The organism is Halobacillus halophilus DSM 2266 (assembly GCF_000284515.1).
GTDB lineage: Bacteria > Bacillota > Bacilli > Bacillales > Halobacillaceae > Halobacillus > Halobacillus halophilus.
This window is the reverse complement of record NC_017668.1, coordinates 61,599-76,390: the sequence shown is the minus strand read 5'-3', so window position 1 is coordinate 76,390 and position 14,792 is coordinate 61,599. Positions and strand designations below refer to the sequence as shown.

Below are 14,792 nucleotides of genomic sequence, written 5' to 3'. Positions count from 1 at the left end.
TTATTCCGCTCCTTTATGCTTTAGTTTAGCATCCACCCATAATTGCTCCAGCTCGTCTAAATCATAATCAGCTAAGGTCTTCCCGCCTGTTTCTGCGGTTTGCTCCATTGAGAAGAGTCTGGTTCTGAACTTCTGATTCGTACGCTGCAGGGCGTTTTCACTATTTATCCCATAGTGCCTGCCTAAATTCGCAATGGCAAACAGCCAGTCTCCAAATTCTTTTTCCATCTCTTCCTGATCTTTGTTCAGACGTGCTTCCTGGAACTCTTCCCACTCTTCTTTTACTTTTTCAATAACAGGTTCTGGAGAGTCCCAGTCAAAGCCAACTTTAGCGGCTTTCTTTTGCAATTCCTCTGCCTGTAAAAGCCCTGGAAAACTCGCGGGCACTGATTCAAGGATAGAAACTGGTTTCGTACCCTTCTCTTCCATCTTAATGGTCTCCCAATTCGTAACTACCTCTTCAGCATTTTCAGCTGTTGCTTCATCAAATACATGAGGATGACGACGAATCATTTTTTCTGTTATCGATACTATTACGTCATCCACTGTGAAAAATCCTTCATCTTCTCCAATTTGGCTATGAAGCATCACTTGCAGAAGAACATCTCCTAATTCTTCAACCATATGTTCATCATCCTGCCTGTTTACAGCATCGATGAATTCATAAGCTTCTTCTATCAAATATTTACGCAGTGATTCATGAGTTTGCTTTCGATCCCACGGACAGCCTTCCGGACTACGCAAGATACGAATAATCTCCCTCAACCGAGCAAATTGATGATTGAGTTTTTGTTTTTCTACTGGAGGAACATAAACGCTGGTTAAATTGTTGACCTTAATGCTTCGGTCTAAATCTGCCAGAGGCACCGTGGCTAGTTTCTCTCCCTTGCTGCCAGCTGCTGTAACCACTGTGACTGGATATTCAGGAGGTAAGTCTTCAAGCAGCGTTAACTTCACTTCAGAAGCCACTCCAGCGTCAGAAACCTGACATAGAATGGTGTGGTTGCGGAACTGAATCTCTTCCCGCTTCAAATCTGTTGCATCTAAAAACTGCAAGCCTTCAATTGGGTCGATTTCCAGTGATGAAAATGCAGCATCCAGATAACTGTGACCCCCTTCTATACGAAGGTCGACTTTTCCTTGTTTTCTCTTTTCAATTAATAGTTGTACCGTTTTTTCAGCAAGCATCGGATGGCCCGGTACCACATAAACCATATCCTGATACTCTGCTGCTTCCACAAGCTGCCGGACAATTTCTTTATATACGTCTTCAAACTGTGCTTTTTCTTCATAAACATGGTCAAAGCTTTCGAAATGCAGGCCTTCTTTTTTTAATTCCTGAAGCACAGGATGATCGGAGGTACGGACGAAAATCTCCTGGTTTTCATTCTGTAACAAACGATATATTCCAAGGGGCAATTGATTCAGATCTCCTGCTCCAAGCCCCACGACAGTAATTTTATTCATTGTTTCATCCCTTTCGGAAGTAATCGTATCAACCATTTATGAAAAGGCAGGACTTTTACTTCATAGCTGAAAAAGGCCCCGAGTCGGAGCAGTAGTATAAAATATACACCGGCTCCTGCTGCTGTTAAGGTTAACGTATAAACCAAGAGTCCCAGCCGGCTGGACTCAAAAATGTCGTATCCAGCTATACTGGTGACGGCAGTCAGCAATCCTGCCATTCCTGTTAAAGCAGCAAGTAAAGCCACCCAGGGTAATCCTGCCCATTTTCTTATTGAGTAATCTTTCCCTAAGATTACGATATTTCCAAATAAAACAAAAGCGGCAGCTATTATCGTAGCAAAAGCGGCCCCTTTTAATTCATAAACGGGGATCAGCCACGCGTTCATAAGATATTTAACGAATACCCCGCTTATGACAATAACCGCTGTATGACTGACATAACCTAGTCCCTGAAGTACAGAAGAGGTTGTGATGGAAACCGAACTAAAAAGAATAACAAGCATTAATATTCTAAGAGGTCCTGTACCTTCCGTATCTTGGAAGAACAAAGCGTTAATGGATGGGAACAAAATAATTAATCCGACTGCAGCCCCTAGTGCGATGATTAAACTGAATTTGGTTGAGGCAAACACGTACCTTTCAACTTCTTTCGGGTTCTTCATGAAACGGGTTCTCGTAACGGATGGAATCACAGCTAACGCAACGGAAGAAGCAAGAACCGTCCCCAGTTGAATCAGAGGCTGACCGCGATCGAAAATCCCCTTCCAGATTCGAGCCGCTTCCAAATCCACTCCCGCCTGGCGCAGACCTGGAATCAGGGTTAAAGCATCAACCATTTGAAAAGACAATAAAAGCATATAATTAAAACAGATAAACAGACCATAAAAGAAAATAGGTTTTATGTATGAAAAGGATGAAGACCAACGTTTAAAAGTCCAGTTATGTGAATTCTTAAAATAAGCTGCCAGCACCATGAAAGCTCCCACAGCTCCGAGAAATGAAGCAGCGGATGCTCCAATTCCAATGGCATACATACTTCCCCGCTTCATCACTAAAACAGCTGTCAAAATGATGATGGTGACCCGTATGATCTGTTCGATTACTTGCGAAACGGCTGTCTGTTTCATCTGATTGCTTCCTTGAAAAACTCCGCGAAACAATGAAACAAAAGGAACGATTAAAAACACGCAAAAAGCAGATCTTAAAGATGGGATAAGCTTTTCGTCACCCATTATATCTGCTATCCATGGAGCCTGTGTAAAACCTACTATAAAAATACTCCCGCATATCCCCATCAGCCAGCAAAAGACAGGAAGATAGAAGGAAGGTACGGAAAGGGAACGCTGTTCTTCAGTGATTTCCGAAACAAGCTTAGAAATTGCGGCAGGGAATCCATAGAGAGATAAAACGATGGCGAGCCCGAGAATTGGGTACACTTGCTGGTAAATATAAAAACCTAGGTCTCCAGTTATATTTTGAAGAGGCACTCGATAACCTGCACTAAGTATTTTACTAAGAAGTCCAGCAACCGTTAATATAAATGCCCCCTTCAGCACAGAGGGGGAGGAATGATTGCTCATAGCTATTCCTTTCTTCTTTGTATGATAGTAAACGAGTCCATTATATCATACAAAAAGGTCAGATCCTTTACCTTTACGGACCTGACCATTCACCTATTCCATTTGCTTCGCTAAAAAATTGGCTGCTATTTGGACTGCTTTATTTGATCCTTCTTCGATAGGTGAACCTTCTTTATTGAAAGCTGCTACACAACCGATGGGATCTCCCTGGGCGATTATAGGATGAATGATATAAGAAATGACATCTTCTTCTTGGCCGCGGGTAAACTCTATCGGTGCTGGGTGTTTTTCATAACTCATCGTTCTTGTGTCCATCACCTGCTCAATTTTTGAACCGATGGATCGGTTCAGGTAATCTTTTTTCGTTACACCAGCTACGGCTATATACTCATCTCGGTCACAAATCATTACAGGGACTTCTAAGGCTTCACTAAGAGCTTCTGCATATTCCTTCGCAAAATCACCAAGCTCACTGATGGGCGAGTATTTCTTTAAAATAACCTCACCTTCGCGGTCCACAAAAATCTCCAGAGGGTCTCCTTCACGAATCCTTAACGTGCGGCGAATTTCTTTTGGAATAACCACACGCCCCAGATCATCAATACGGCGTACAATACCAGTTGCTTTCATTCTTATGCTGCCTCCCTTTCTGTGATGATATTCCTGTTATTATCCTTTTGAAGCGCATGGAGAATAAGCGGGTGATTAAGGATAGTATGGTACAGCATAAAAAACCTATACACCCTTGGTATGGATTTTTTTATAATAATTCCGTTTTCTTGCAAATTTTAACTTGAGGATTCCTTAAAGAGCGCACAAAAAAGAGGCCTTCCTGCTTGGAAGACCTCTTTTCTAATTAAGCTGTAGTCGTTTCACGAATCATAGATGGAAGTTGACTTAAGAACTCCTCGACGATCTCATACCGCTTGGCCTGCGGCTGACGATCCCATTTGAAGGTGACTTTTAACTGGTTATCTTCCGTGCCTAACTGTACGATACGACCATATTTATTGGCATACTCAAACAGCTTCGCTCCGTCAATCAGCTGGCTTTGGTCTGAATCCATAACCATTTCGAGCTTCCTTTTCTTCTCCGTAATGGATTCAATCCGTGCCTGTTTAGCAAAGAGGCGAATGGAAGTAGCCCTGAATAAGTTCTCCACTTCTTCCGGATAATCTCCGAAGCGATCAATCAATTCATCACGTAAATCATGCACGTCTTCTACAGATTCCACGGCCTGGAATTGTTTATACATATCAATCTTCTGCTTTTCATCCTGAATATATGTGCCAGGAATATAAGCATCCATCATCATATCCAATTCTGGCTGGAACGGCTGCACGGCTTCCTGTTCTTTACCTTGTCTTTTCGCTTCAATCGCATCCTTCAGCATTTGTGAATACATATCAAACCCTACTGAATCAATAAATCCATGTTGTTGCGACCCCAGTAAATTACCTGCTCCTCGTATGGAAAGATCCCGCATGGCGATTTTAAAACCTGAGCCTAATTCAGTAAATTCTTTAATAGCCTGGAGACGTTTTTCAGCGACTTCCGTCAGTACTTTATCCCGTTGGTAGGTAAAGTAAGCATAAGCCACACGGTTCGAACGGCCTACACGGCCGCGAAGTTGATAAAGCTGGCTTAAGCCCATACGATCTGCATCGTAAACAATAAGGGTATTTACATTAGGAATATCGACTCCTGTTTCGATAATGGTGGTACTCACAAGTACATCATATTCCCCTCCCAAGAAGGAAAACATGACATTCTCAAGCTCCGTTTCATTCATTTGCCCATGAGCGAATGTTACGCGGGCTTCGGGGACGAGCGCAGCGATTTCCTGAGCCATCCGTTCGATATTTTCCACACGGTTAAATAAGAAAAAGACTTGCCCGCCGCGCGCCATTTCTCTTTCAATCGCTTCCCGCAGGAAAATTGGATTATATTCCAGGACGTACGTTTGAATAGGAAAACGGTTCGCAGGCGGCGTTTCAATAACCGATAAATCGCGGACGCCGAGCATCGACATATGAAGTGTTCGAGGAATTGGAGTGGCTGTTAATGTCAGAACATCCACATTATGCTTTAGCTGTTTGATTTTTTCTTTGTGCTTCACGCCAAACCTCTGCTCTTCGTCTACAATCAGCAGCCCCAGATCTTTAAATTGTACATCCTTTGAAAGAATCCGGTGGGTGCCCACGATAATATCCACCAATCCTTTTCTAAGTCTGTCTGTCGTTTCTTTTTGCTGCTTGCGCGTGCGGAAGCGGCTCATTAATCCCAGGTTAATACCAAACCCTTGGAAGCGCTCCTGAAGGGTTTCATAATGCTGCTGAGCCAATATGGTGGTAGGTACAAGGATCGCCACTTGTTTGCCTTCATAAATCGCTTTAAAGGCTGCTCGGATCGCTACCTCCGTTTTACCGTATCCGACATCTCCGCATAACAAGCGGTCCATAGGTCGAATCCGTTCCATATCTTCCTTAATTTCTTCTATACAACGCACCTGGTCCTCGGTTTCTTCATAAGGAAAAGCGATCTCAAAATCTTTTTGCATTTCGCCATCCTCACTGAACGCGTGACCTTTAGAAGCTTCCCGCTCTGCGTAAAGCTGAATTAAGTCATCGGCAATATCCTCTACTGAAGATTGAACCTTGCGCTTGACTTTATTCCACTCACTGCCACCGAGCTTGTATATTTTAGGCTCTTTCCCTTCAGAACCCACATATTTTTGAATAAGGTCAATCTGGTCGATCGGGACATACAGCTTATCATTACCTGAATAATTAACCATTAGAAAATCTTTATGATTGCCATTCATCTCAAGTGTTTCTATACCTAAGTATTTACCAATCCCGTGATTAGCGTGGACGATATAGTCTCCCACTTTAAGCTCCTGGTAATTCTTGATGCGTTCAGCATTGGAAAGCTTCTGCTTACGTTTGGGCTTGGCTGTGCGAGTTTTAAACAGTTCATTTTCGGTCAGAACGGCCAATTTATGCATAGGCCATTCAAAGCCGCTGCTGATATTCCCGATAACAATTGTCGGCTTCACTAGAGGCAGCTTAACATCTGATTTAGAGATGACAGCTTCCATATCATAATCTTCTAAAACCGACTGGATCTTTTCACTACGGTTGTGATCAGGAGCCAGAATAATAATTGAATAATCCTGCTTCTGCCACCTCTCCATTTCATTCTTCAATAAATTCATCTGCCCGTGAAATTGCTGCATTTGACGGCTTGAAATATTGACTACATTCTGAGGGTGAGTATTTGGAATATGACGCATGAATACGGACATATATAGGGTAGGATGCTTCATCTTGGCCCACGTGTCCTGCCAGTCAAAAGAGATGTTCAAGTCGCGGACCGTCTGGTTTGCTTCTAATAGGCTTTGATGCCATTCCGCTTCTTCCTGGTCAAGACGGTTAGCGGTTTCTTGAATACGGCTCATCTCGTCCAGAACCATCAGTCCATTCTCAGGAAGATAGTCTAGCAGACTTACAGACTCTTCATAAAAATAACCAATGTATTTATACATCTCCTGAAAGCGTTCCTGATCTTTCAAACGGTCCAGGTCCTGCTCAATCACGGTGTTCAAGGTTTCTTTTGCATCCGCTTTCGTCAACTTTTTCAGGGAGTGGCTGAGCGCATTTTCCAATCGATGATATGCCCTCGTAAAGTCTTCCTTATGCAGCAGTAATTCAGTGGCAGGTCCTACCGTAACTTCATTCAGTTTATCGTGCGACCTCTGAGTTTCCGAATCAAATGTACGAATCGAATCTACTTCGGTATCAAACAGTTCAATCCGGTAAGGAAATTCTGCCGTTAACGGATAAATATCAAAGATTCCCCCACGCAGGGAGAACTCTCCGGGGGTAGCTACCATCTCTGTACGTTCATACCCCATACTCACCAGCTGCTCCAAATACGCGTTCAGCTCAATATCTTCCCCAACACGAAAAGGGAGCTGATTATGCTCCCAGTAGGATTTTGGCGGCATGATGCGTTTTAGAGCAGCTACAGGGACAATAAGAATCCCTTTATCTTGCTTCAGCCAGTTGCTCAAGGCCTCAATTCTCTGACTTCTTAATTCAGGACTTGCAATCGCAATTTCAGAGGCGATCAGTTCGTTTACGGGATATAATTGAACCTGGCCCTCCTCGGTCAGTTCTTGCATGTCCTCATACAGCTGCTGAGCTTGAATCAATTGATGGGTAACAAGCAGGACAGGGCGGTCCAATGATTCCTTAAGCAAGGAGATCATTAAACTCCGTGATGCTCCAGACAATCCTGCAATCATTTGTTCCTTCATCCCTGATTCAAAGCCCTCTATGATTGAATGGACATCATCCTGGGGATATAAATAATCTTTAATTCCTTGCATAACGAACTCCTCCACCATCAAGGCCTACCACTTCAAAAGGTCCGCGCTTGATTTAATGAATAAAAAAATCTAACTCATGATAATGTGGATGTTGATCCAAGGTTTCTTTACATGAATCGCAAATCGTACGAATATTTAAATCACCGTTAGCGTGCATATGAACCATTTGCTGATGATCTTCTTCGTTTAATAAGTCTAAACCTAATTGGGATACATCCACATGCTTTGCATCTAATTCACCTACTTGACGCTGACAATGCCGGCAATAATAATGAATTTTCATTTCCATCCTCCTTCAGAGCTGATGGTCATTAGTTTTGCCGGCTTGTATTAAGCTTATACTAAACTAGGTAAGACTTAATGATTTACGTCGCGTTAAAATCATTCATGACTTCATTAAAAGGCTGGGTCATCCACGCTTCGCATGCTTTCACAGCAGCGTCTATACTGTCAGCTACGGGGGCCTGTTCCTGTTTGGTAAACGTTCCAAGTACATAGTCCACGACGGAAACAGGGCCATCCGGCCGTCCTACACCTACACGTAAGCGATTAAATTCCTTTGTACCTAAATGGTCAATAATATTACGGATGCCATTATGACCTCCGTGTCCGCCTTTTTTACGCAGACGTATTTTTCCTGGAGGAAGATCCAGGTCATCATACACGACGAGAATATCGTCTGCTTCCAAATCGAAAAAATTCATGAACTGAACAAGAGATTCCCCAGACAGATTCATAAACGTCTGAGGTTTTAATAAAAGAATCTTTTCACCATTTACATGTTCTGTGGTATATATCCCACGGAATTTTGTCTGTTCCAAGGACCAATGATTTTGCTTGACTAGCTCATCAAGAATCATGAACCCGATGTTATGACGCGTTTTTGCATATTTCTTACCTGGGTTTCCCAGACCTACTATACACTTCATTGCAAACTTCCTTTATCCATCATAGTCGTGCTCTCCTTAGTATAACAAAGGTTGATTAAAAATAATGTCAGTTTGTATCGATCCTGAAAAACATCCCTTCAGAATACCGTTTTAACATAGAAAAAAGGCGGGCCTTTTGGCCACGCCCTTTGTTCATCTCAGGATTATTCTTTATCTTCCTTTTCTTCATCCTGATCCTGATCCTCATCATCACTTTTCTCATTGATAACTTCAGGTTCAGCATCTTCATCAGCGATTTCAGGCTCTTCCGGTACTTCTTCCGGAGGAGTAACCGCAACGATCGTGGTATCTGGATCTTCTGTGATTTCGTATCCACTGGAAGATGTAATATCACTTACCAGAATGCTGTCGCCAATGTTCAATTCAGAAACATCAATTAGAATTTCGTCAGGAATGTTAGCCGGCTTCGCACGAACAGCCAGATCATAAAGCGGCTGCTGAAGGACGCCGCCTTCTTTACTTCCTGCTGCTTCCCCTTCAAGGTGAACAGGTACTTCAACGTCCATTTCCTGGCTCATGTCCACAATATAGAAGTCCGCGTGGATTAACTCATCTTTTAGAGGGTCAATCTGATATTCGTGCAGCATAACATCTACACTGTCTTTACCTTCTATATCAAGTGAAATGATCGCGTTCTTACCTTCATCACGTACTGTTTTAAGCAATTCGATGCTGTTAACAGAAACAGTGATTGGTTCTTTATCTTTCCCGTAAACTACGCTTGGTACGTTACCTTCTTGTCGCAATTCACGTGTCACTGATTGTTTTAATTCGTTTCTTTGAGATGCTTTTAATGAAATAGACAAATTACTCAACCTCCAATTATATACCAGTCATCTGGTCTTTTTCCCGTTTCGCTCAAACGTTAAACCTATTTTCTCATAAACTTCTTAATCAAACAAGATACTGATGGATTGACGTTCATGAACTCGAATGATCGCTTCACTGATTAAACCGGCAACGGATAGTTCAGTGATTTTGTCGCTTGCTTTATCTTCACCAAGAGGAATGGTATTCGTAACGACAAGCTCTTTAATTTTAGAACGGTCGATGCGCTCAATAGCAGGACCGGACAATACAGGGTGAGTACAGCATGCGTACACTTCTGTAGCCCCGTTTTCAACTAATGCATTGGCCGCGAGTGTAATCGTCCCTGCCGTATCAATAATATCATCAATGATAATGGCCGTTTTCCCTTCAATATTCCCAACGATATTCATAACCTCAGAAACATTCGGGCGAGGCCGTCGTTTATCAATAATGGCGATTGGGGCTTTTAATCGATCGGCCATTTTGCGAGCACGCGTTACACCGCCGTGATCTGGTGAAACGATAACCACATCTTCAAAGTTCTTCTTTTCAAAATAATCCGATAAAATCGGAACTCCTACTAAATGATCAATAGGAAGGTTGAAGAACCCTTGAATTTGAGGAGCATGAAGGTCCAGCATAAGGACGCGGGATGCTCCGGCTGTTTCCAGAAGATCCGCTACCAGCTTAGCTGTAATTGGTTCACGTGCACGGGCTTTACGGTCTTGACGTGCATAACCATAATAAGGCATGACGATGTTAATCGTTCTGGCTGAAGCACGCTTTAAGGCATCAATCATAATCAGGAGTTCCATGATGTGCTCATTCACAGGCTCACTTGTTGATTGAACAATATACACATCACAGCCGCGGATACTCTCTTCGATATTAATTTGAATTTCTCCATCGCTAAAGCTTGTCACCGTACACTTCCCTAATTCCACCCCGATATTTTCAGCAATTTCTTTCGCCAATTCCGGGTTGGAGTTCAGTGAGAATACTTTCAGTTTTGAATCCTTATATCCAGTTGCCATGGATTGAACCCTCCGTTACTCTTTTTTATTCGACTTCAATTTTGCAGCATAACCTTCTTTATTGGTCTGCCTCGCTCTAGCGATCGATAAAGCTTCAGCAGGGACATCCTTACTAATCGTAGAACCCGCTGCTACGTAAGCGCCTTTTCCGACAGTTACAGGTGCTACTAAATTAGAGTTGCAGCCGATGAAGGCCTCATCCTGAATCGTGGTTAAGTGTTTATTATGCCCATCATAATTCACAGTTATTGTACCACAACCGATATTCACACCGTCTCCAACTTCTGCATCCCCGATGTAACTGAGGTGGGAAACTTTACTTCCGCTTCCGAATGAAGCTTTTTTAACTTCAACAAAGTTCCCTACTTTTACTTCATCGCCAAGCGAAGAAGCCGGCCGGATATGAGCATAGGGTCCTACCTGCACCCGCTCACCAATACGGCTGTCAGCTGCCACACTTTGCTTAATAACTGTGCCTTTTCCGACAAAACAATTCGTAATCGATGAATGAGGACCTACTATTGCATCCTCCTCGATAATTGTGTTTCCTTCAATTACACAGCCAGGCTCTATGACAACATCACGGCTGATTTGTACGTCAGGACCGATGTAAGTCTGATCAGGATCAACAATCGTAACGCCATTTCTCATATGCTGATCATTAATACGCTGCTTCATTAATTTTTCTGCTTTAGATAACGCCACTCGATCGTTTACTCCAAGTGACTCTGAGAAATCAGGGGTTTGATAAGCACTGATCTTATCGGATTCGTTCTTAAGGATTTCAATGACGTCAGGCAGATAATATTCACCTTGAGCATTATCATTTGCCACGTTTTGCAAAGCTTCAAAAAGCTTCTGGTTATCAAAGCAGTAAGTACCTGTGTTGATTTCCTGGATCGCTTTTTCTTCTTCAGAAGCGTCTTTCTGCTCTACGATTCGCTCTACTTGCGCATTGCCGCCTCTAATCACACGCCCGTAACCTGATGGATCATCTGCATGGGCTGTAAGTATAGTGGCTTGAGCATTTTGTTCATCATGATGATCCAGCAGCTTCTGAAGCGTCTCGGCTGTTAATAAAGGGGTGTCCCCGCATACAACAACGGTGGTTCCTTCTTTATCAGCCAGAATATCTTCAGCCTTTAAAACCGCATGGCCTGTCCCCAGTTGTTCTTCCTGAACGACATAGTGACTGTCCTCACCCAGTTGATGCTGAACTTTCTCAGCTCCAAATCCAACGACTGTAATTAATTCGTTAAGTTCCAGTGTATTTAGTTGATCAACAACGTGCTGCACCATAGGCTTACCGCACACAGGATGTAAAACCTTATATAGTTTTGATTTCATGCGAGTGCCTTGGCCTGCTGCCAGCACGACAGCATATCGGTTAGTCATGAACGTACCTCCATCCTATTTATCCATTATGAATAATATCTTAAAATCCTCTTGATTTCAACAATCCGTCCTTTTACAAAATAAGCGCTACAAAAAGAGTTTTTCCCCATCAAAAAGGAGTCTAACCTAAAATTAGGTCAGACTCCTTTGATCTTCGTAAGTATTAGGAAGCTCCAGCTTCTTCATATTCCACTTCTGATTGTTCCTCGTCGCCAGCACGCTCATAAGCTTCCAGCACAGCATCTTGAATCTTTCCACGCGTGCCAGAATTAATCGGGTGTGCAATGTCTCTAAACTCTCCATCAGGAGTACGCTTACTAGGCATCGCTACAAACAATCCATTGTTACCATCAATCACCCGTATGTCATGGACAACAAACTCCTGATCTAAGGTAATAGAAGCAATTGCTCGCATTCTTCCATCAGTATTCACGCGTCGCAGTCTTACGTCAGTTACTTCCATTATCATTCACCACCTTTTTTACAAAAGAACTTATGTAGTTAAATTCCACAAAACGGTAAAAATTCCTGCAACTTTTATAAAAAAATTTCCTTTTCCTTTTGATTTTTCTTCCAGATCTAATAAAAGAAAGCCCCGAACTAAGAAGTCAGGGCTTTCTTGAGACGCTATAAATAATTTAGAAGATTTCCAGGAATCACTTCAATGGAACCTTTGCGGTCATCTGCATTCAGGATTTGAACAAGCGAAATGTAGTCATCCACCACTCGTTCTTCATCCTCATCTTCTGCTTCGGCTAAAACGCCGATACCGACTACCTCGGCGTTGAATTCATGGAGAAGATTTTTCATTCCGCTGATCGTTCCTCCAGCTTTCATAAAATCATCTATAATACAAACTTTAGAGCCTTCTTTTAGAGACCGTTTTGTTAAAACCATAGTCTGAATCTTCCTCGTTGAGCCGGACACATAATTAATACTAAGAGTAGATCCTTCGGTAACTTTAGGATCCCTTCTTGCAATCACGACCGGGACATTTAAATAAGAGGCAACGGCATAGGCAAGCGGAATGCCTTTTGTCGCGACCGTAATAATGGCATCAATATCTCTGTCTCTAAATGCAGAAGCAAATAAACGCCCGATGCTTCTTGTTGCTTCGGGGTCCCCAAGGATGTCACTCATAAACAAATAACCTCCAGGTAACAGCCGCTCCGGATCTTCTAATCGCCTGCAAAGCTGATGAACGAACTCTTCGCTGTACTCTTTAGAAAATGCCGGAATATATTTAACTCCTCCTGAAGCTCCAGAAACAGACTCTAAGTAACCAATACCTTCATGTTGAAACATTTTATTTATAATACCTAAATCCTCACTAATTGAGGATTTAGCCGCATCATACTTCTCTGAGAAAAATGGCAGCGAAATCAATTCGCGTGGCCGATCAAGAATAAAATGAGTCATTGCAACCAACCGTTCACTTCTTTTCATTGGCAATACACCCCGAAATCCGAATATTAATAATAAATATATCAGATTTGTACGGTTTTTATCAAGTTCTTTCTTGATATCCGAGCATGCGAACGACGTACACCTCTGTACAAAAACCTTTTAAGCTGTTGTAAATCCTTTGTGCTCTGGCATCCGTGTCGACTAAAGAAAAGACGGTTGGACCGCTGCCGCTCATTAACACCGCATCGGCTCCAGCCTGCCTCATTTGCTCTTTAATTTGTCCCACTTCTCTATGAAGATTGAGAGTTACTCCTTCGAGCGTATTCCCCACCTGCGCACAAATGGCATCAAAATCATAATCCATTAACGCTTCAATCATCGCATTGGTGTTGGGATGATGAGCATCAGCAAGGTTCAGATTCTGATAAACTGTCTGGGTAGAAACACCGAGAGGAGGTTTAGCTAACACCACCCAGCAAGGTGGAGGAGCTGGAAGAGGCGTAACCTTTTCCCCTCTCCCGGTCGCATGGGCGGTTCCACCGTAAAGGCAGAAAGAAACATCAGATCCAATTTCAGCCCCTAAAACGGCCAGTTCGTCCAGACTTTTATTTAAGCCCCACAAACGGTTTACTCCTCGAAGTACAGCTGCTGCATCACTGCTCCCTCCTGCGAGACCAGCAGCTACCGGAATATTTTTCTCAATAAAAATACGCACGCCCTGTTTAACTGAATAGTGATCTTTCATTAGTTTAGCTGCCCGATACGCAAGGTTACGTTCATCATTTGGTACGAAACGGCTTTCCGACTCTACACGGATGGAACCGTCCTCTAACGTGTTCAACTCAATCCGGTCAGCAAGGTCCACGGTGGTCATCACCATCTCGACTTCATGGAACCCATCTTCACGTTTATGTAAGACGTCTAAAGACAAATTGATTTTAGCGGGAGCTTTCTCAAAAATTTGCATTCAAGCACCTCATCCTAACAGATTATCTTAAAGCATTGTACCATATTTTAAGGCGTTAGGCAGAGGACCTGAAATTTGCATATCTCCTGCAACAAGACTTTGGTAATCTCTGCGTTGATTTTAAAGAAAAGCTCCCTTTTGTTAAAGACTCAGTTTCGAGATAAATGGGTCCGTTACGATAGATGGATAAGGGTTGGTTGGGAAATAACTCGCTTTCCTGTGGCCCTACACGATGTAGGGTCGATCGACGTTGCCACACGAAGTGGCAATTTTAGTCGATCCTCCTTTTTACCAGGAGCCTCCTCAGTCATTCAGAAACGACTGAGGAGACTCAGCACATGCCCATGGAAAGCGAAATCGTCCCCCGAAGGACCTACAGACTAACACGATATCTTGAGACTGAGTCTTCAAGTAACCGGCCCTATTGTTGAATAAGTACCCTATGAAATCGACACAGGGTCAGATGTAAAAAAGCTCCTTGAGGCCAATGAAGGCTTCAAGGAGCTTTAATCTATTTTTGCTGTTCTCTTATCATCTGTTCTTCTGCTTTCTCTATTGCCCACTTCACCATATTGCCGGCTTCGCGTGTCGTAATACCGCCCCAGCCATCTTTTTGAACCTTGTCGTAAAACCCAAGTTCTTTCGCGATCTCTTCTTTAAACGAATCGGACATCATACCTCTTCTGCGCCCCATCGTCTTCAGCTCCTTTCGCAACCACTAAAGCTACGACAAGGTTAGTATATGATTTGGCAATTAAGCTATACGAGAAATAATTGGATGACCTAACA

Annotated in this window: 13 protein-coding genes; all 13 read right to left on the bottom strand. The window is 42.9% G+C overall.

Going from position 1 to position 14,792, the window contains the following annotated elements:
- A complete protein-coding gene (gene yabN / locus HBHAL_RS00390) occupies positions 1-1,467 on the bottom strand; it encodes a bifunctional methyltransferase/pyrophosphohydrolase YabN (protein WP_014641367.1) in 1,467 nt (488 codons plus the stop codon).
- Entirely contained in the window at positions 1,464-3,047 is a 1,584-nt protein-coding gene (locus HBHAL_RS00385; RefSeq protein WP_014641366.1) for a putative polysaccharide biosynthesis protein, read from the bottom strand. Before HBHAL_RS00385 ends, yabN begins: the two co-directional genes overlap by 4 nt.
- 93 nt (positions 3,048-3,140) lie before the next feature.
- Positions 3,141-3,677 (bottom strand): stage V sporulation protein T, encoded by a 537-nt coding sequence (gene spoVT, locus HBHAL_RS00380; protein ID WP_014641365.1) that lies wholly within the window; start codon positions 3,675-3,677, stop codon positions 3,141-3,143.
- Positions 3,678-3,903: 226 nt separating this feature from the next.
- Positions 3,904-7,440 carry a transcription-repair coupling factor gene (mfd, locus tag HBHAL_RS00375; RefSeq protein WP_014641364.1) on the bottom strand — a complete coding sequence of 1,179 codons (3,537 nt, stop codon included), beginning with the start codon at positions 7,438-7,440 and terminating at the stop codon, positions 3,904-3,906.
- 52 nt (positions 7,441-7,492) lie between these two features.
- Entirely contained in the window at positions 7,493-7,723 is a 231-nt protein-coding gene (locus HBHAL_RS00370; RefSeq protein WP_014641363.1) for an anti-sigma-F factor Fin family protein, read from the bottom strand.
- An 82-nt stretch (positions 7,724-7,805) separates the two neighbouring features.
- Positions 7,806-8,369 (bottom strand): aminoacyl-tRNA hydrolase, encoded by a 564-nt coding sequence (gene pth, locus HBHAL_RS00365; RefSeq protein WP_014641362.1) that lies wholly within the window; start codon positions 8,367-8,369, stop codon positions 7,806-7,808.
- A 164-nt stretch (positions 8,370-8,533) separates the two neighbouring features.
- Positions 8,534-9,196, bottom strand: a complete 663-nt coding sequence (locus HBHAL_RS00360; protein WP_014641361.1) for a 50S ribosomal protein L25/general stress protein Ctc — start codon at positions 9,194-9,196, stop codon at positions 8,534-8,536.
- Positions 9,197-9,280: 84 nt separating this feature from the next.
- Positions 9,281-10,234, bottom strand: a complete 954-nt coding sequence (locus tag HBHAL_RS00355) for a ribose-phosphate diphosphokinase (protein ID WP_014641360.1) — start codon at positions 10,232-10,234, stop codon at positions 9,281-9,283.
- Positions 10,235-10,249: 15 nt separating this feature from the next.
- Entirely contained in the window at positions 10,250-11,629 is a 1,380-nt protein-coding gene (gene glmU, locus HBHAL_RS00350; protein ID WP_014641359.1) for a bifunctional UDP-N-acetylglucosamine diphosphorylase/glucosamine-1-phosphate N-acetyltransferase GlmU, read from the bottom strand.
- A gap of 163 nt (positions 11,630-11,792) precedes the next feature.
- Complete coding sequence (gene spoVG, locus HBHAL_RS00345) at positions 11,793-12,092, bottom strand: septation regulator SpoVG (RefSeq protein ID WP_041601130.1); 300 nt, start codon at positions 12,090-12,092, stop codon at positions 11,793-11,795.
- 164 nt (positions 12,093-12,256) lie between these two features.
- Entirely contained in the window at positions 12,257-13,075 is an 819-nt protein-coding gene (gene purR, locus HBHAL_RS00340) for a pur operon repressor (RefSeq protein WP_014641357.1), read from the bottom strand.
- Between the two features lie 61 nt (positions 13,076-13,136).
- Positions 13,137-14,003, bottom strand: coding sequence for a 4-(cytidine 5'-diphospho)-2-C-methyl-D-erythritol kinase (ispE, locus tag HBHAL_RS00335; RefSeq protein ID WP_014641356.1), 867 nt, complete (start codon positions 14,001-14,003; stop codon positions 13,137-13,139).
- A 511-nt stretch (positions 14,004-14,514) separates the two neighbouring features.
- Positions 14,515-14,697: a small, acid-soluble spore protein, alpha/beta type gene (locus tag HBHAL_RS00330; RefSeq protein WP_014641355.1), complete on the bottom strand. Its 183-nt coding sequence runs from the start codon at positions 14,695-14,697 to the stop codon at positions 14,515-14,517.
- Positions 14,698-14,792 lie beyond the last annotated feature (95 nt).